Here is a 17,670-nt window from a genome sequence, read left to right as displayed (position 1 = left end):
CATCCAACGGCTCGCGCGGACGGGGTTCACACCGATGGCCGTCGGTGCGACGCTGTGATCATGAGCCGTATCGAAGCGCCTCGTGACGAAGTCACCGGAAACCTGGTCGACCGTCTGCTGAGCGGTCTGCCCGCCGAGGCCGTCCTCACCGACCCGGACGTCACGGCCTCCTACGCCAACGACATGGCCAGCTTCTGCCCGGCCGGCGCCCCGGCGGTGGTCGTCCTGCCGCGCACGGTGGAACAGGTCCAGCACGTCATGCGCACCGCAACCGAGCTGCGCGTCCCGGTGGTCCCGCAGGGCGCCCGCACGGGCCTGTCGGGCGCGGCCAACGCCTCCGACGGCTGCATCGTGCTGTCCCTGACGAAGATGGACCGGATCCTCGAGATCAACCCCGTCGACCGCATCGCCGTCGTCGAGCCCGGTGTCATCAACGCGACGCTCTCCCGGGCCGTCAACGAACACGGCCTGTACTACCCTCCCGACCCCTCCAGCTGGGAGATGTGCACCATCGGCGGCAACATCGGCACCGCGTCGGGCGGCCTGTGCTGCGTGAAGTACGGCGTGACGGCGGAGTACGTCCTCGGCCTGGACGTGGTGCTGGCCGACGGTCGGCTCATGTCCACCGGGCGCCGTACGGCCAAGGGCGTCGCCGGGTACGACCTCACCCGTCTCCTCGTCGGCTCCGAGGGCTCGCTCGGCATCGTCGTACGGGCGATCCTGGCCCTCAAGCCGCAGCCGCCCGAGCAGCTGGTACTGGCCGCCGAGTTCGCGTCCGGGGCCGCCGCCTGCGAGGCCGTGTGCCGGATCATGGAGGGCGGGCACGTGCCGTCCCTCCTCGAACTGATGGACCGTACGACGGTCAAGGCCGTCAACGACATGGCGCACATGGGACTCCCGGAGACGACCGAGGCCCTGCTGCTCGCCGCCTTCGACACCGCCGATCCGGCCGCCGATCTCGCCGCCGTCGGCGCGCTGTGCGAGGCCGCCGGCGCCACCCAGGTCGTCCCGGCCGACGACGTCGCCGAGTCCGAACTCCTCCTCCAGGCACGGCGGTTGTCGCTGACCGCGCTCGAAGCGGTCAAGGGCACGACGATGATCGACGACGTGTGCGTGCCCCGCTCCCGGCTCGCCGAGATGCTCGAAGGCACCGACCGGATCGCCGAGAAGTACCAGCTCACCATCGGCGTCGTCGCCCACGCGGGCGACGGCAACACCCACCCGACCGTCTGCTTCGACGCGGCGGACCCCGACGAGTCCCGGCGCGCCCGCGAGTCCTTCGACGAGATCATGGCCCTCGGCCTGGAGCTCGGCGGCACGATCACCGGCGAGCACGGCGTGGGCGTCCTGAAGAAGGAGTGGCTGGCGCGCGAGATCGGCTCGGTGGGCGTGGAGATGCAGCGGGCGATCAAGACGGCGTTCGACCCACTGGGGATCCTCAATCCGGGCAAGCTGTTCTGACCCCCCTGATGTCATTCACCGTCCTTCGACTCGTCCGACGGCCACGGGTCCCGCAGCCACAGATCGTCGGCCGGGGTCGGTGCGAGCAGCTCGGCGAGGCCGTCGTCGATGCCGAGCTGCTCCGCCTCAGAGCCCGGGGGGACCGCCCGCAGCGTGCGCTCGAGCCAGGCCGACACCTGCGTGGTCGGGGCCTCCAGGAGGGCGTCCCCGTCGGGCGAGCTGAGCGCCATCAGGACGACGCTGCGGCCAGCGACCTTCGTCGGCCACACCCGCACATCCCCGTGCCCGCACGGCCGGAACACCCCTTCCACGAGGAGTTCGCGGGCGAAGGTCCAGTGCACGGGATGGTCGGAACCGATGTGGAAGGTGACGTGGACGGCGAAGGGATCGTCGCTGCGGTAGCTCAGTCGGGCCGGTACCGCGATGCTGCGCTCGGGCGACAGGATGAGTTTGAGCTCCAGTTCCCGCTCTACCACCGTGTGGTGCATGTCGTGCGTGTCCTCTCTCGCGACTCTGCTGCGAGCCCTGCGGTGGGCCCGTACGAGTGAGAGGGGAGCGGGGCCGGAAGCATTACGCGGGTTCGCGAAACTTTTTTCCGGCGGGGTCACGGTCAGGGTCACGATCGTGCTCATGACCGTGCTCAAAAGGAGTGGGTCCGGTGGGACTGGCGGTGGGGGTTGCGCCGGTCTGATAGATGTGGAGCCCCCATATTGACCCCCGAGCAGATACGGGACGACGGACATGAGCGCCCCAACCCCGGCACCTGGTGACGACAGGCCCCGCGACGGGTATTACCCGGACCCGTCCATTCCCGGATATGTCCGGTACTGGAACGGTGCGGCCTGGGTACCGGGCACCAGCCGTCCGGCACCGACGGACGGCGAACCGCTCGCCCCGCCGCCCGGTGCGAGCCCCGTACCCGCACCCGCGGCACCTCCTGCCCAGGCTTCGGCTCCGGTCGAGGAGACCGGCCCGCACTTCTTCGACGAGGACCCGGCGGACGCCCAGCACGGCAGCCGACCCGAGCCCGCGACCGCGTGGGGCGCCGACCGCTCCCAGCAGTCGGGCTTCGGCGGCGAGCAGGACCGCCGGGTGTCGTGGGGTTCACCGGAGGGCGCCGACCCGCGGATGCAGGGTGCTCCTCCGTCCCAGCCCGAGGGCCACGCCGCCCGCACGGACGGCACGGCCACGATCCCGCCCGCCGAGCCCGACGCGGGCAACGTCGACTCGGGCAACACCCGCATCTTCCGCCGGCCCACGGCCGGAGCCGGGAGAGCGGCACCTGCGCGGCCGGCCGAGGGTTCCCACCCCGGTGGCCCCATCGACGACCCGGGCACCATGACCTTCCGCGCGCTCTCCCAGCGCACGGGTCGGCAGAGCGGGGCGCAGAGCGGGAGCACGGGCCAGGCGGCGCCCGGTGCCGGCGCCCAGCCCGCACCCGGGACCCCCGGCTTCGGCGCCGGAAAGGCCGCCGCAGACCGCGCGGCGGCGGGCCAGGCAGGGTCGGCCGCCCCTGCGGCCCCCACGGCCCTCTCCGGCCCTCAGCAGACGCCCCCGGCGGCGCAGGCGCAGGCACCCGCCCCGAACGCGAGCGTGCCCCAGCAGGCGGGCCCGCAGCCCAACAACCCGGGCCCCCAGCCCGCCGCCACCCCCATGACCGCCGGCCCCGGCGGCGGCCAGCCCTCCTGGGCCCAGCAGGTGCACCGCCTCGCGGAAGCCCCCGGCGAGGGGCAGCCCGTCGCACCCTGGAAGCCGCCGGTCGAGGACATCTTCCAGGCGGCCGCCCGGCGCCAGGCCTCGGCCAGGCCCGCGAACCTCGGCAAGCGGCTGGCGGCACGCCTGGTCGACAGCCTCGTCCTCGGGGCCGTGACCGCCGTGGCCGCCGTCCCGCTCGGCACCAAGGCGATCGACCACGTCAACGAGAAGGTCGACGCGGCCAAGCTGTCCGGCGAGGCCGTCACGGTCTGGCTCCTTGACGGCACGACGTCGGTGTACCTGGGCATCGTGCTCGCCGTCCTGTTGGTCACCGGCGTCCTCTACGAGGTGCTGCCCACCGTCAAGTGGGGCCGCACGCTGGGCAAGAAGCTGCTGGGCCTCGAGGTGCGGGACATCGAGGGCCACGAGCCCCCGTCCTTCGGCGCGGCCCTGCGCCGCTGGCTCGTCTACAGCGTGCCCGGGCTGCTCGCCATCGGGATCGTGGGCGTCCTGTGGGGCCTGTTCGACAGGCCGTGGCGCCAGTGCTGGCACGACAAGGCCGCACATACGTTCGTAGCAGGCTGACCGGATACGGCGAAAGACCCACACGATTCGGTACTCCGGACGGCCGCTCGCCGGATGCGGAGCCGGGGGGTTCGCGGTCGACTCGGGCCATGAGCAGCGAACCGCCCCCCGGCTCCGGCCAGCCGCCGGAAGACGACCCGTTCAGGAAGCAGCCCCCGCCTGCCGAGGGCTCGGGATCGCCGTACGACCCCCCACAGGGCAGCCAGCCCCCGCCCTCTCAGGGCGGACAGTACGGCGGCGGCCCCTACGGCGGTGATCCGTACGGCGGCGGCTCGTACCCCACGGACCCGCTCTCCGGTATGCCCCCGCTCGCCGACAGCGGCAAGCGCACGCTCGCCCGGATCATCGACCTGATCCTGGTGGGCATCGTCGCCTGGCTGCTCACCTGGGGCTTCGGCGTGAGCGAGTACGACGTGGACAGCGACAAGGTGCAGTACGGCAAGTCGCTGCTGCAGTCGCTGGTCGCCGCCGTGCTCTACATCGGCTACGACACCGTCATGATCAGCAGGTCCGGCCAGACGCTCGGCAAGAAGTGGCTGGGTATGCGGGTGGCCAACCTGGACAACGGCTCCACGCCCTCCGTGCAGACCACGCTGATCCGCTCGGCGGTGCTGTGGATCCCGTTCGCGTTCTGCTGCGCCTGCATCTGGACCGCGATCTCGGGCGGCTGGAGCTTCTTCGACAAGCCCTACAAGCAGGGTCTGCACGACAAGGCGGCGAAGACGGTGGTGGTCAGCACCAACTGACCTGCACCGGCGCCGCCTCGCGTACGTCAGGCGGCAGTCTTGGAGCCCGTGGCCACGGCCGGCACGGGCTCTTCCGCTGTCTGCTCGGCGGGCCTGCTCATCGCGACCACGCGGGACTTGGGCAGCGGTACCGTCATGGCGACCAGGAGCCCGAGGGCGAGCGCCGCGACGGCGATGACCGCGATGCCCACGCTCGAACTCGCCTGTGACAGCAGCAGCATGGCGAACGTCGAGAAGATGACGGTGCACGAACCGTAGGCGAGTTGTGCGGCAGTCGGACGAGGCATGGCAATCGTGTCCTCGGAATTGGGGGTCCACGGGGGGCGTCGGCCTGGCTTTCCGCCGACATCCGGGCGTTCCGCCAATCGACTCTAATCGCCTGCATGCCCGAGTGGAACGAACGGTAAGCGTGACCTGACCAACAGTGCCGGAGCACGAGGGGCGCACGGAGTCATGCGGTCCATCAAGTGGACATATGTGCGCGCCTGTTGTGTTGCGGTCGTGTGTCCGTAATGCGAACACCAGCTCCTGATAATGCAGTTGACGGGTCCAAGTCAAGGTCTGTCTTTTCTCGTAAACCAGGAGTCAAATGTCGTCACTTGACTACACGCGTATAACGCGCGTCTAGGGGAGGCATCAAGTGACAGGTAGATCCTGGACGTTCAGAACGGCAGCGACCGTCGTCGCCATCGCGGCGGCCTCGGCCACGTTCTCGACGTTCGCCGTGGCACAGGCAGCGGACACCAAGTCCGCGGAGGCTCCCGCGGCCGACCGGCGCGACCCGCAGCCGGTGAAGGCCAAGGAGCACGACCTCGACGGCCCGCTGACCAAGACGCAGGAGGCCCAGCGCCAGGAAGCGCTGGACCAGGTCATATCCGGCGCCGCCACGGTCAAGGACCGGGACGGTTCCAAGGTCGTCGAGCTCGCGGGCTCCAAGGGCAAGGACAAGTACGTCGAGCTCGGCCGTGAGAAGACCGACAAGATCTTCACGATCCTGGTCGAGTTCGGGGACCAGATAGACAGCCGCTACGGCGGCACCGTCGGTCCGCTCCACAACGAGATAGCCGAGCCGGACCGCACCCAGGACAACTCCACGGCCTGGCAGGCGGACTACAACCAGGCCCACTTCCAGGACCTGTACTTCGGCGACGGCACCGCCACGATGAAGTCGTACTACGAGAAGCAGTCCTCGGGCCGCTACTCGGTCGACGGCGAGGTCACCGACTGGGTCAAGGTCCCCTACAACGAGGCCCGTTACGGCTCCAACGACGCCGCCACCGGCGCCTGGTACGCGGTCCAGGACGGCGTCACCGCCTGGGTCGCCGAGCGTGAGGCCGCAGGCGCCACGCCCGCCGAAATACAGGCGGAGATCGCCGAGTTCGACCAGTGGGACCGCTACGACTACGACGGCGACGGCGACTTCAACGAGTCCGACGGCTACATCGACCACTTCCAGATCGTGCACGCCGGCGAGGACGAGTCCGCGGGCGGCGGCGCCCAGGGCGCGGACGCCATCTGGGCCCACCGCTGGTACGCCTTCGGCACCGACATCGGTTCCACCGGCCCCGACACCAACAAGCTCGGCGGCACCCAGATCGGCGACACCGGCATCTGGGTCGGCGACTACACGATCCAGCCGGAGAACGGCGGACTCGGCGTCTTCGCCCACGAGTACGGCCACGACCTCGGCCTGCCCGACGAGTACGACACCTCCGGCGGCGGCGAGAACTCCACCGGCTTCTGGACGTTGATGTCCTCCGGCTCCTGGCTCGGCACCGGCAAGGAGGCCATCGGCGACCTGCCCGGCGACATGAACGCCTGGGACAAGCTGCAACTGGGCTGGCTCGACTACGACGTGGCCAAGGCCGGCACCAAGTCCAGCCACAAGCTGGGCGTCGCGGAGTACAACACCCAGAACCCGCAGGCCCTCGTCGTCGTCCTGCCCGAGAAGACGGTCACCACCGAGGTCGTCACTCCGGCGCAGGGTGAGACGCAGTGGTGGAGCGGCAGCGGCGACAGCCTCAGCAACACCCTGGCGCGCCCGGTCGACCTGACCGGCAAGTCGGCGGCGTCGCTGACCCTCGACGGCTGGTGGGACATCGAGCAGGACTACGACTACCTCTACACCGAGGTCTCCACCGACGGCTCCAACTGGACGCCGATCGACGGCACTCTGGCCGACGGCGCCGCCATCCCGCGCGACGGCAGCGACAAGCCCGCCCTCACCGGCACGGTGGACGCCTACCAGAAGCTGACGTACTCGCTGGACGCCTACGCCGGCCAGAACATCCAGCTGCGCTTCCGCTACCAGACCGACGGCGGAGTGGCCCAGAAGGGCTTCGCGGCCGACGAGATCACGGTGACCGCCGACGGCGCGACCCTGTTCTCCGACGACGCCGAGTCCGCCGACGCGGCCTGGACCGCCGACGGCTTCTCCCGCATCGGTGCGTCCATCACGGACGACTACGCGCAGTACTACATCGCCGAGAACCGCCAGTACGTGTCGTACGACAAGGTGTTGAAGGTCGGCCCGTACAACTTCGGTTTCTCCACGACCCGTCCGGACTGGGTGGAGCACTACGCCTACCAGAACGGCCTGTTGATCTGGAAGTGGGACACCTCCCAGGCCGACGACAACACCAGCCAGCACGCCGGTGAGGGTCTGATCCTGCCGGTCGACTCCCACCCGACCGCGCTGAAGTGGTCCGACGGCACGCTGATGCGCAACCGCATCCAGTCCTACGACTCCACCTTCAGCTGGTACCCGACGGACGCGATCACGCTCCACAAGGCGGACGTCGCGACGAAGATCAAGTCGAAGCCGGGAGTCCCGGTCTTCGACGACGGCAGGTCGACCTACTACGACGAGTCGAACCCGCTCGCGGGCGTCAAGATCACTGACACCAACACCCGGATCAAGATCGTCAGCGAGCCGCTGAGTGGCTCGACGATCACGCTCCAGGTCGAGCCTTCGGCAAAGTAATCGTAAAGTAGCAGGTCAGAAGCGTATCGGCGGCAACCCCTGGCGGGTTGCCGCCGATCGTGTTTAGGTGCGTCCTGTGGCTCTCTTATTGACACCGACTTCGACACCGACGCACACGGGGGGTATCACGGCATGGCCGTAGGAGGTTTCTGCAGGCTGCCGAACGGCAGAGTGGTGGTGGCGCTGAATCTGCCCCGCCCGCCCACCGACGGCTGCGGCAGCGTGCGCGTACTCGTGCACGCCCAGAACCGGGCGCGCGCCCTGACCAGGCTGCGCAACCTGGGCATGCGAGCGGTCTACCTCAGGGGCAACGCCGCGCCCCCGACCCCGGACGAGATCACGGCCGTACTGCACCACCCGGACGGCCTGATATGGCGTACGGCCCCTGACAACGCTGTCGCGACCGGCCCGGAGCTGGCCCAGGAACTGTGGCACCCGATCAGGGCGCTGCTGAGGCGCCCGGCAGCACCTGCCTGACAGCTCAGACGACGGGCTTGCCGGTGAGCTCCACGCCGGCTTCCCGCAGCTCCTCCAGCGCCCGCTCGGTGCTCTCCTCGGCCACCCCGGCGGTCAGGTCCAGCAGCACGTGCGTACGGAAGCCCTCCCGCACGGCGTCCAGCGCGGTGGCCCGCACACAGTGGTCGGTCGCGATGCCCACGACGTCCACTTCGCTGACCTCGCGGGCGCGCAGCCAGTCGCCCAGCGAGATCCCGTTCTCGTCGGCGCCCTCGAAGCCGCTGTAGGCCGCCGCGTACGCGCCCTTGTCGAAGACGGCGTCGATCGCGCCGGACGCGACGACCGGGGCGAAGTTCGGGTGGAAGCCCACGCCCTCGGTGCCGGCGACGCAGTGCGCGGGCCAGGAGTGCTGGTAGTCGGGGTTGTCGGCGAAGTGGCCGCCGGGGGCGATGTGGTGGTCGCGGGTGGCCACCACGTGCCGGTAGCCGGCGGGCGCCTGCCCGATCAGCTCGGTGATGGCGGCGGCCACGTCGGCACCGCCGGCCACCGCGAGACTGCCCCCTTCGCAGAAGTCGTTCTGCACGTCAACGACGATCAAGGCGCGGCGCATGGTCGGTGTCCTTCGACTATGTGGGTCGGGGAGAGAAGGGGTGCGGGCCCGGCCGGTGAACCTCCGAGCCTACGGACTTCGGCGGCGGGGCGGGAGGGGGCATGACCGGGCGCGTTCGCAGGCGCGTTACCGGGAGTACAAGGTGGCACCTGCTCTAGCTACCCGACCGCCCGTGTTCGTACTCCGTCGGAATGACCGGTTCCCCGCGCGACAGCTGGGTCGCCGACAGCGGCAGGTTGGCCCGGGCCGCCGTATGCCGGTCGCGTACGACGTCCAGCGGTTCGCGGGCCACGACCTCGCCGCCCTTGACCAGCTCGACCAGCAGCTGGCGGTCCGCGAGCTGTGCCGGGACGGGCCCGGTGCCGACGACCTCGGCCTCGGCGACCCCGTCCTCGTCGAGGCGCCGCGCGGCCCACTTGCGCCCGCCGACGGACGTCTTGCCACCGGCGGCCTTCTTCGCCACCGACACCAGCGGTGCCTTCGGATCGGCGGACTCGGCACGCGCGACCAGCTTGTAGACCATCGAGCAGGTGGGATGCCCGGAGCCGGTCACCAGCTGGGTGCCGACGCCGTACGCGTCCACGGGCGCCGCCGCCAGCGAGGCGATCGCGTACTCGTCGAGGTCGGAGGTGACGATGATCCGCGTGTCCGTCGCGCCCAGCTCGTCCAGCTGCTGGCGCACCCGGTACGCGACCAGCAGCAGGTCGCCGGAGTCGATGCGGACCGCGCCCAGCTCGGGCCCGGCGACCTCGACGGCCATCCGGACGGCCTCGGCGACGTCGTACGTGTCCACGAGCAGGGTGGTGCCCCGGCCCAGCGAGTTCACCTGGGCCTGGAAGGCGTCCCGCTCGTGGTCGTGGAGAAGGGTGAAGGCGTGGGCGGACGTGCCCACGGTCGGGATGCCGTAGCGGAAACCGGCCGCCAGGTCGGAGGTGGTGGTGAAGCCACCGACGTACGCGGCGCGCGCGGCGGCCACCGCGGCCAGCTCGTGGGTGCGGCGGGCGCCCATCTCGATCAGCGGCCGCTCGCCTGCGGCGGAGGACATCCGGGAGGCGGCCGCGGCGATCGCGGAGTCGTGGTTGAGGATGGAGAGGATCACGGTCTCCAGGAGCACGCACTCGGCGAACGACCCCTCGACCCGCATGATCGGCGAGCCCGGGAAGTACACCTCGCCCTCCGGGTAGCCCCACACATCGCCGCTGAAGCGGTAGGAGGCGAGCCAGTCCAGGGTCTCCTCGTCGACGATGGAGCGCTCGCGCAGGAAGCCGAGGACGTCCGCGTCGAAGCGGAAGTTCTCGACGGCGTCCAGGACGCGCCCGGTGCCCGCCACGACGCCGTAACGGCGCCCGTCCGGCAGTCGCCGGGTGAAGACCTCGAACACGCTGCGCCGCTCGGCGGTCCCCGCTTTCAGGGCCGCCTGCAGCATCGTGAGCTCGTACTGGTCCGTGAAGAGCGCCGTCGAGGGAACATCTACCGGCAGCCCAAGGTCCGCTGTGTTCATGACGACAGATGCTACCCCCCATTGCGTCAGTGTGACGATTTGTGGGGAGCGTGGCAGCATGGGCCGTGTGACGTCACCCGCTCCCGTAGAGATCGAACGCACCGAGTCGGCGGAAGAGGTATTCGCCGTCCCCGAGCCGGACGTCCCCTGGGTCACGATCGTTCACAACGACCCGGTCAACCTCATGAGCTACGTGACGTACGTCTTCCAGACGTACTTCGGCTACACCAAGGACAAGGCCACCAAGCTCATGATGGACGTCCATCACAAGGGCCGGGCGGTCGTCTCCAGCGGAAGCCGCGAGGAGATGGAACGCGACGTGCAGGCGATGCACGGCTACGGCCTGTGGGCCACCCTCCAGCAGGACCGGAAGTAGCAGGACCGGAAGTAGCAGGACCGGAAGTAGCAGGACCGGAAGTAGCAGGACCGGAAGTAGCAGGACCGGAAGTAAACGAACCCGCCGCGCAGGACCGGAAGTAGCTGAACTGACCTTCATGCCTGGACACTTCGAACCTCTTCCCGGCGGCGGCGCGGCCGTCGCGCTCGACGACGTCGAGATCTCCATCATCCGGTCGCTGGCCGTCCAGCTCCTGGAACTCGTCGGCCCCGGCCCCGCCGAGGACGCCCCCGACGACCCCTTGGCCGAACTCTTCGCCGAGGGTCCGAGCGAGCCGCCCGCCGACCCGGTCCTCAAGCGACTCTTCCCGGACGCCTACAGCGACCCGGAGGGCACCCCGGGCCCCAAGGCGGCCGAGGAGCAGAAGGCGTACTCCTCCGAGTTCCGCCGCTTCACCGAGAACGACCTGCGTGCCGGCAAGCGTGAGAACGCCCTCGCGGTGATCCGCTCCCTGGACGCGCTCAGCCCGGCCGGTGACGGCGGCGCGGTCCTCAAGCTCGCGCAGGGCGAGTCCCAGCAGTGGCTCGGCGCCCTCAACGACCTGCGCCTCGCGATCGGCTCCCGCCTGGACATCACCGCCGAGGAGGACACCGACCTCCTCTACCGGCTCCCGGACGAGGACCCGCGCAAGCCGATGGTGATGGCGTATCTGTGGCTGGGCGGGCTCCAGGAGACCCTCGTAACCACACTCCTGCCGTAATCTGTCGCGATTTGTGACTTTTTTGTGTTCGCTCAGCGGACGCTCAAATCCGGATAACGATCACGTCACCGTGTGGACGGCCTATGCCCGTCCTGGGGTTCGTTTGTCCGCTTCTTCCTGTGCACTGCGCCACATGTCGCCCAGGCGATCACTATTGCGGCCGTGATAAATCTTCACGACCGCCCGGCGAACACCACCCGTATGTTCGGCCGGGTGCGCCACCGAGCCGGTAGATCGCCGGCCAGGCACGAGCGGGCCCGCGAAGCCCGCTCAACTCCATCAATCCGGGGGGATCGAGACCCGATCCGAGGCCGACAAAGGCCCGGTTCGGCATGGAGAAAGGCGCACCACACTCATGACCTCCGCTCAGGTCGACACAGGCTCGGAGAAGGCCCCGAAGGAGTCGGAAGAGGGGTACGAGCGCGGGCTCGGCAGCCGCCAGGTCCAGATGATCGCGATCGGCGGCGCCATCGGCGTCGGCCTCTTCCTCAACGCCGGGGCGAACATCGCCAAGGCCGGACCGAGCCTCATCCTGATGTACGCCGTCGCAGGCGTGATCATCTTCTTCATCATGCGGGCCCTCGGCGAACTCCTGCTCTACCGCCCGGTCTCGGGCTCCTTCGCGGAGTATTCCCGCGAGTTCCTCGGCCCGTTCTTCGGCTACTTCACCGGCTGGACGTACTGGCTGCTGTGGGTCGTCACTGGCATGGCCGAGCTCACGGCCGCCGCGATCTACATCCACTACTGGTTCCCGGACATCCCGCAGTGGGTGACGGCCCTGGTCTTCCTGGTCGTCCTGTTCGTCGCGAACCTGATCTCCGTGAAGCTGTTCGGCGAGATCGAGTTCTGGTTCTCGATGATCAAGGTGACCGCGCTGATCGGCATGATCGTGATCGGCCTCGGCGTCCTCACCTTCGGCTTCAGCAACGCCGGTGACACCGCCGCCGTCTCCAACCTCTGGGCCTTCGACGGCTTCTTCCCCAAGGGCATCGGCTCCTCCCTGATGACCCTGCAGGGCGTCATGTTCGCCTACCTCGCCGTCGAGCTCGTCGGCGTCACGGCCGGCGAGTCCGAGAACCCGGAGAAGACCCTCCCCAAGGCCATCAACACCCTGCCCTGGCGGATCGGCCTCTTCTACGTCGGCGCCCTCACCGTCATCCTGTGCGTGGTGAAGTGGACCGAGTTCGCGCCGGGCGTCAGTCCCTTCGTGAAGGCCTTCGCGATGATCGGCATCCCGGCGGGCGCGGGCATCGTCAACTTCGTCGTCCTGACGGCGGCCCTGTCCTCCTGCAACTCCGGCATGTACTCCACGGGCCGCATGCTGCGCACCCTGGCGGACAGCGGTGAGGCCCCCAAGGCCTTCAACAAGCTCTCCGCCACCAGGACCCCGGCCCTCGCTATCACCGTCTCCATGCTCTTCATGGGCATCGGCGTGGTACTGAACTACATCGTCCCGGAGAAGGCCTTCGGCTACGTCGTCTCCGTGGCCACCGCGGCCGGCATCTGGACCTGGCTGATGATCCTGATCAGCCACGTCCTGTACCGCCGCGCGGTCGAGGCCGGCCGCCTGCCCGCGTCCTCCTTCCCGGCGCCGGGTGGTGCGAAGGGGTCGTATGTCGCCATCGCGTTCCTCCTCTTCGTCACCTGTCTGATCGCGTACGACGCGGACTCCCGGGTCTGCCTGTACGTGATGGCGGGCTGGGCCGCGGTGCTCGGTATCGGCTGGGCCGTCCTCAAGAGCCGCAACCCGGAGATCGCCGAGCGGCGGGAGCCGGAGTTCGAGAAGGTCGGCTAGGCGCTCCGCGCGGGGGGCCGTCGATCGTCTGCCGCCCCGTCGTGGCTGGTCGCGCCCACGCGGCGGAGCCGCATATCGATACAGCCCCGCGCCCCTTGGGTCGGCTGCTGAACCGCATCTCCAGAGGTGTCCGGCATGTGGGCCGCCCCGTACCACTCCTCGGTACGGGGCGGCCCTCCCGCTTATCCTGACGAACATGCTGACCATCACCCAGGCCCTCGTCGACCAGATCGTCGCGCACGCGCGCAAGGACCACCCCGACGAGGCGTGCGGCGTCGTCGCGGGCCCGGCCGGCTCGGACCGCCCCGAGCGCTTCGTCCCGATGCTGAACGCGGCCATGTCGCCCACGTTCTACGAGTTCGACTCGGGCGACCTCCTCAAGCTCTACCGCGACCTGGACGACCGCGACGAGGAGCCGGTGATCATCTACCACTCCCACACGGCCACCGAGGCCTACCCGTCCCGCACCGACATCTCCTACGCGAACGAGCCGGGCGCCCACTACGTCCTCGTCTCCACGGCGGACACCGACGGGCTCGGCGACTTCCAGTTCCGCTCGTTCCGCATCGTCGAGGGCGAGGTTTCCGAGGAAGAGGTGACAGTCGTAGAGGCATACTGACCTCGTACGCATCGCCCAACTCGCCGTATCGGAGATGGTGTTGACGCAGCGGTCGCACGGACGGCGCCCCACGCTGGAGGACGTCGCCCGAGAGTCGGGAGTCTCGAAGTCCACGGTGTCGCGGGTGGTCAACGGCGAGCTGAAGGTGCGCGCGGAGGTTGTCGACCGCGTCCGGGACGTGATCGCCGAGCTGGGCTACGTGCCCAACCAGGCCGCCCGCCAGCTCGTCACCCGCCGCACGGGCGCCGTCGCCGTCGTGGCGACCCAGCCGCAGGACCGGGTCTTCATCGATCCCTTCTTCGACTGCCATCTGCGCGGCATCCGCAAGGAACTCATCGCGCACGGCGTCCAGCCCGTCCTGCTGTTCCTGGAGGAGCCCGACGACTATCCGCGCGTCGGCGACTTCCTCGGCGGCGGCCATGTCGACGGCGCCCTGCTGTTCTCCCTGCGCGCCGACGACCCGTTGCCCGGCATGATCGAACGGCTCGGCCTGCCTGCCGTCTTCGGCGGCCGCCCGCTGCTGCGGGAGGGCGAGACCGTGCGCGGCCAGATCTACGTCGACGCCGACAACCGCGGCGGAGCCCGGGAGGCGGTCCGCCATCTGGTCTCGCTCGGCCGCGAGCGCATCGCGACCGTCACCGGGCCCTACGACCAGGAGGCCTCCGCCGTCGACCGCCTCGACGGCTACCGGGACGTCCTGCTCGACGCCTCGCCCCGGCTGATCGAGAAGGCCGACTACACCCGGCAGGGCGGCGCCGACGCCATGGCCGCCCTCCTGGACCGGTGCCCCGACCTCGACGCCGTCTTCGTCGCCTCGGACCTCATGGCGTCCGGCGCCCTGCAGGTGCTGCGGGAGCGCGGCCGCCGGGTACCGGACGACGTGGCCGTCGTCGGCTTCGACGACCTCGCGCCCATCGCCGAGTCGACCGACCCGCCGCTGACGACGGTCCACCAGGACGTCGAGGGCATGGGACGGCTGCTGGCCAGGCTGCTGTTCAGCAGGACCGCCGACACGGGGGAGGAGGCGAGTGCGGGTCACCCGCTCTCCTCCGTGGTCACCCCGACCCACCTGGTCCGGCGGGCGTCCGCCTGAACGGTGGGGTCTGAGCTGCCCCGTCTCACTCCCCGGCCGGGATTAGTCCGGAATGTGGGATCACATTCCGGGACCCGGACCGGGAATCGATACGATGACCCCATGGTTCTGAACGACGTGAGCGACAACGCGCCGAGCACTCTGCTCGTGGCGCGGCTTCACGTCGACCTGTGCAGGCTGAACAGCGCCATCTGTTGACGTTCCCTGCCGCCGTACGGCTGTGAGGCCGCGGCGTGCCGCCGTGCGCCCACCGACCCCAGATTTCCCGACAGGAGCCCGCAACCATGGCCATCGAGGTCCGCATCCCCACCATCCTCCGCACCTACACCGACGGCCAGAAGGCGGTGGAGGGCAACGGGGACACCCTCGCCGAGCTCTTCACCGACCTCGAGACCCGGCATGCGGGAATCCAGGCCCGCATCGTGGACGGCGGCGAGCTCCGCCGCTTCGTCAACGTCTACCTCAACGACGAGGACGTCCGCTTCCTCGACGGCATCACCACCAAGCTCGCCGACGGCGACAGCGTCACGATCCTGCCGGCCGTGGCCGGCGGCATGGTCTAAGGCCCGCTGACCCCCTATGCGTTACGACTCCCCGCTGGCCGCGGTGGGCAACACCCCCCTGGTGCGCCTGCCGCGGCTCTCGCCGTCCGCCGACGTCCGTATCTGGGCGAAGCTGGAGGACCGCAACCCGACCGGCTCGGTCAAGGACCGCCCCGCCCTGCACATGATCGAGCAGGCGGAGAAGGACGGCCGCCTGACCCCCGGCTGCACCATCCTGGAACCGACCTCCGGCAACACGGGTATCTCGCTCGCCATGGCGGCCAAGCTCAAGGGCTACCGCATGGTCTGCGTCATGCCCGAGAACACCTCGCAGGAACGCCGTGAGCTGCTCGGCATGTGGGGCGCCGAGATCATCCCGTCGCCCGCCGCCGGCGGTTCCAACACCGCCGTACGGGTCGCCAAGGAGCTCTCCGCCGAGCACCCGGACTGGGTGATGCTCTACCAGTACGGCAACCCGGACAACGCGGGCGCCCACTACGCCACGACCGGCCCCGAGATCCTCGCCGACCTCCCGTCCATCACGCACTTCGTGGCGGGCCTCGGGACGACGGGCACGCTCATGGGCGTGGGCCGCTACCTCCGCGAGCACAAGCCGGACGTCAAGATCGTCGCCGCCGAGCCGCGCTACGACGACCTCGTCTACGGCCTGCGCAACCTCGACGAGGGCTTCGTACCGGAGCTGTACGACGCGTCGGTGCTGACCACCCGCTTCTCGGTCGGCTCGGCCGACGCGGTCACCCGCACCCGCGAGCTCCTCCAACAGGAGGGCATCTTCGCGGGCGTCTCCACGGGCGCCGCCCTGCACGCGGCGATCGGCGTCGGCAACAAGGCGCTCAAGGCCGGCGAGAGCGCGGACATCGCGTTCGTGGTGGCGGACGGCGGCTGGAAGTACCTGTCGACGGGCGTCTATACGGCGGCCACGACGGAGGAAGCGATCGAGACGCTGCAGGGCCAACTCTGGGCGTAAGAGGGCTTCACGCCAGGTGACGGACCTGGTCCCACAGGACCGGGTCCACCACGCCCACCCTCCGCCGGAACTCCCACACCGACACCTCGCGCAGCTCGTCCGTCTCCAGGAAGCTCGCCCGGCCGTGCGCGTCGCCCACCGCCCCCGGAGGCAACGGGATCACCCCGGCCCGCTCGTCGTGGTACTTGCTGGTGATCTTCGCCACCGTGGCCCGCTCGCCGTGCACCGCGAGCACCAGACACGGCCGGTCCTTCACCCCCGGACCGTCCTCGTAGGGCACGTTCGCCCACCAGATCTCGGCAGGCCGCGGCCGCGCGCCCGGCGCGGAAGGGCGCCCCGGCGGCCGGGTCCGGTGATCCGCGCGCCCTCTGGGCCGCCGCCCGCGCCCCCACCCGTCGACGAGCGTGGCGACCAGCGCGAGCAGTACCACCGCAGCGAGCGCGAGCCACCAGGACGTGTCCATGAGGACGACGTTACCGGCGTGCGATCAGCCTCGCGCGCCCTCTTTAGAACCCGCGTTCCATCCCCCGCCTCCCACATGCCCCGGGGCCAGCCGAACCGGTGACAGCACAGGTGAGTTCGCCCACAACAGCCCTTGGCGGAGGAGCGACCGGAGGTTTTGCGCCTTACGCTCGACGCACCGCACGACCCCCGTCTCCTTTCCAGAAAAGTTATCCGCCAGCGGAGGTTTCTGCTTTATGAAGCTCACCGTCGTCGGCTGCTCGGGGTCGTTCCCGTCCGCGGAATCGGCCTGCTCGAGCTACCTCGTCGAGGCCGACGGCTTCCGGCTGCTTCTCGACATGGGCAACGGTGCCCTTGGCGAGCTGCAGCGCCACTGCGGTCTCTACGACCTCGACGCGATCTTCCTCAGCCATCTGCACGCCGACCACTGCATCGACATGTGCGCGTACTTCGTCGCGCGCTACTACCGCCACGACGGCGGCCGCTGCGACCCGATCCCGGTCTACGGCCCCGAAGGCACCGAACACCGCCTCACCACGGCCTACGCCGACACCCCCACCGCCTCCTCCATGAGCGAGGTCTTCGACTTCCACACGGTCAAGCCGTCCACGTTCGAGATCGGCCCGTTCACGGTGCACACGGAACGCGTGGCCCACCCCGTGGAGGCGTACGGCATCCGCGTCGAACACGGCGGCAAGTCCCTGACCTACTCCGGCGACACGGGCACGACCCCCGTCCTGGACGAACTCGCCCACGACAGCGACCTGTTCCTGTGCGAGGCCGCCTTCACGCACGGCAAGGAGAACATCCCCGACCTGCACCTCAACGGCCGCGAGGCGGGAGAGACGGCGGCCCGCGCGGGAGCACGGAAGCTCGTGCTGACCCACATCCCCCCGTGGACCGACCCCCAGGTCAACCTCGCCGACGCCCGCGCGGTCTTCGACGGCCCGGTGGAACTGGCGACGCCGAGACTGTCGTACGAGATCTAGGTTCTACGACGTTCTCTTCTACGACGTGACGAAGGCCCCCGGAGCTTC

Annotated in this window: 19 protein-coding genes; 14 read left to right on the top strand and 5 right to left on the bottom strand. The window is 69.7% G+C overall.

The annotated features are described in order from the left end of the window. The first annotated feature begins 54 nt into the window (after nt 1-54). Entirely contained in the window at nt 55-1,461 is a 1,407-nt protein-coding gene (locus tag IG08_RS0119685; protein ID WP_030603884.1) for an FAD-binding oxidoreductase, read from the top strand. Between the two features lie 11 nt (nt 1,462-1,472). Here the strand turns inward: IG08_RS0119685 and IG08_RS0119680 are convergent, their stop codons facing one another. Further along, a complete protein-coding gene (locus IG08_RS0119680) occupies nt 1,473-1,949 on the bottom strand; it encodes an SsgA family sporulation/cell division regulator (protein ID WP_030603882.1) in 477 nt (158 codons plus the stop codon). Between the two features lie 253 nt (nt 1,950-2,202). Here IG08_RS0119680 and IG08_RS0119675 point away from each other — a divergent pair, with 253 nt between their 5' ends. Next, nucleotides 2,203-3,741, top strand: a complete 1,539-nt coding sequence (locus IG08_RS0119675; RefSeq protein ID WP_030603878.1) for an RDD family protein — start codon at nt 2,203-2,205, stop codon at nt 3,739-3,741. An 89-nt stretch (nt 3,742-3,830) separates the two neighbouring features. Continuing rightward, on the top strand, nt 3,831-4,487 hold the full coding sequence (locus tag IG08_RS0119670) for an RDD family protein (RefSeq protein WP_030603877.1): 657 nt from the start codon (nt 3,831-3,833) through the stop codon (nt 4,485-4,487). Between the two features lie 26 nt (nt 4,488-4,513). On the opposite strand, the gene IG08_RS0119665 is transcribed toward IG08_RS0119670, so the two are convergent. Further along, the gene (locus IG08_RS0119665) at nt 4,514-4,774 is read right to left on the bottom strand and encodes a hypothetical protein (protein WP_030603876.1); all 261 of its coding nucleotides are present in this window, start codon (nt 4,772-4,774) and stop codon (nt 4,514-4,516) included. Between the two features lie 353 nt (nt 4,775-5,127). Here IG08_RS0119665 and IG08_RS0119660 point away from each other — a divergent pair, with 353 nt between their 5' ends. Further along, nucleotides 5,128-7,470 carry an immune inhibitor A domain-containing protein gene (locus IG08_RS0119660; protein WP_030603875.1) on the top strand — a complete coding sequence of 781 codons (2,343 nt, stop codon included), beginning with the start codon at nt 5,128-5,130 and terminating at the stop codon, nt 7,468-7,470. A 132-nt stretch (nt 7,471-7,602) separates the two neighbouring features. Beyond that, nucleotides 7,603-7,947: a hypothetical protein gene (locus tag IG08_RS0119655; RefSeq protein WP_030603873.1), complete on the top strand. Its 345-nt coding sequence runs from the start codon at nt 7,603-7,605 to the stop codon at nt 7,945-7,947. A gap of 4 nt (nt 7,948-7,951) precedes the next feature. On the opposite strand, the gene IG08_RS0119650 is transcribed toward IG08_RS0119655, so the two are convergent. Both IG08_RS0119650 and IG08_RS0119645 read right to left on the bottom strand, forming a co-directional pair. Then, complete coding sequence (locus IG08_RS0119650; protein ID WP_030603870.1) at nt 7,952-8,536, bottom strand: isochorismatase family protein; 585 nt, start codon at nt 8,534-8,536, stop codon at nt 7,952-7,954. Nucleotides 8,537-8,690: 154 nt separating this feature from the next. Further along, a complete protein-coding gene (locus IG08_RS0119645; RefSeq protein ID WP_030603865.1) occupies nt 8,691-10,037 on the bottom strand; it encodes a nicotinate phosphoribosyltransferase in 1,347 nt (448 codons plus the stop codon). 58 nt (nt 10,038-10,095) lie between these two features. Here IG08_RS0119645 and clpS point away from each other — a divergent pair, with 58 nt between their 5' ends. From clpS to IG08_RS0119605, 8 genes are all read left to right on the top strand, one after another. Continuing rightward, the gene (clpS, locus tag IG08_RS0119640; protein ID WP_030603862.1) at nt 10,096-10,413 is read left to right on the top strand and encodes an ATP-dependent Clp protease adapter ClpS; all 318 of its coding nucleotides are present in this window, start codon (nt 10,096-10,098) and stop codon (nt 10,411-10,413) included. A gap of 118 nt (nt 10,414-10,531) precedes the next feature. Beyond that, on the top strand, nt 10,532-11,134 hold the full coding sequence (locus IG08_RS0119635) for a DUF2017 domain-containing protein (protein ID WP_030603859.1): 603 nt from the start codon (nt 10,532-10,534) through the stop codon (nt 11,132-11,134). A gap of 355 nt (nt 11,135-11,489) precedes the next feature. Then, a complete protein-coding gene (locus IG08_RS0119630) occupies nt 11,490-12,929 on the top strand; it encodes an amino acid permease (protein WP_030603856.1) in 1,440 nt (479 codons plus the stop codon). A gap of 196 nt (nt 12,930-13,125) precedes the next feature. Continuing rightward, nucleotides 13,126-13,548: a M67 family metallopeptidase gene (locus tag IG08_RS0119625; RefSeq protein ID WP_030603853.1), complete on the top strand. Its 423-nt coding sequence runs from the start codon at nt 13,126-13,128 to the stop codon at nt 13,546-13,548. A 34-nt stretch (nt 13,549-13,582) separates the two neighbouring features. Then, a complete protein-coding gene (locus IG08_RS0119620; RefSeq protein WP_030603851.1) occupies nt 13,583-14,641 on the top strand; it encodes a LacI family DNA-binding transcriptional regulator in 1,059 nt (352 codons plus the stop codon). A 102-nt stretch (nt 14,642-14,743) separates the two neighbouring features. After that, nucleotides 14,744-14,839 (top strand): putative leader peptide, encoded by a 96-nt coding sequence (locus tag IG08_RS62825; protein ID WP_315904032.1) that lies wholly within the window; start codon nt 14,744-14,746, stop codon nt 14,837-14,839. An 86-nt stretch (nt 14,840-14,925) separates the two neighbouring features. Then, nucleotides 14,926-15,204: a MoaD/ThiS family protein gene (locus tag IG08_RS0119610; RefSeq protein ID WP_030603849.1), complete on the top strand. Its 279-nt coding sequence runs from the start codon at nt 14,926-14,928 to the stop codon at nt 15,202-15,204. Nucleotides 15,205-15,220: 16 nt separating this feature from the next. Next, nucleotides 15,221-16,171 (top strand): PLP-dependent cysteine synthase family protein, encoded by a 951-nt coding sequence (locus IG08_RS0119605; protein WP_030603847.1) that lies wholly within the window; start codon nt 15,221-15,223, stop codon nt 16,169-16,171. A gap of 7 nt (nt 16,172-16,178) precedes the next feature. Here IG08_RS0119605 and IG08_RS0119600 read toward each other — a convergent pair whose 3' ends face one another. Further along, a complete protein-coding gene (locus IG08_RS0119600; protein ID WP_030603845.1) occupies nt 16,179-16,634 on the bottom strand; it encodes a type II toxin-antitoxin system PemK/MazF family toxin in 456 nt (151 codons plus the stop codon). A gap of 235 nt (nt 16,635-16,869) precedes the next feature. Between IG08_RS0119600 and IG08_RS0119595 the strand changes: the two genes are divergently transcribed. Further along, on the top strand, nt 16,870-17,622 hold the full coding sequence (locus tag IG08_RS0119595; RefSeq protein ID WP_030603843.1) for an MBL fold metallo-hydrolase: 753 nt from the start codon (nt 16,870-16,872) through the stop codon (nt 17,620-17,622). Nucleotides 17,623-17,670 lie beyond the last annotated feature (48 nt).

Source organism: Streptomyces fulvoviolaceus, from assembly GCF_000718165.1.
Lineage (GTDB): Bacteria > Actinomycetota > Actinomycetes > Streptomycetales > Streptomycetaceae > Streptomyces > Streptomyces fulvoviolaceus.
Note: the sequence above shows the minus strand (reverse complement) of the source record. Positions and strands in the feature narration are given on the sequence as shown.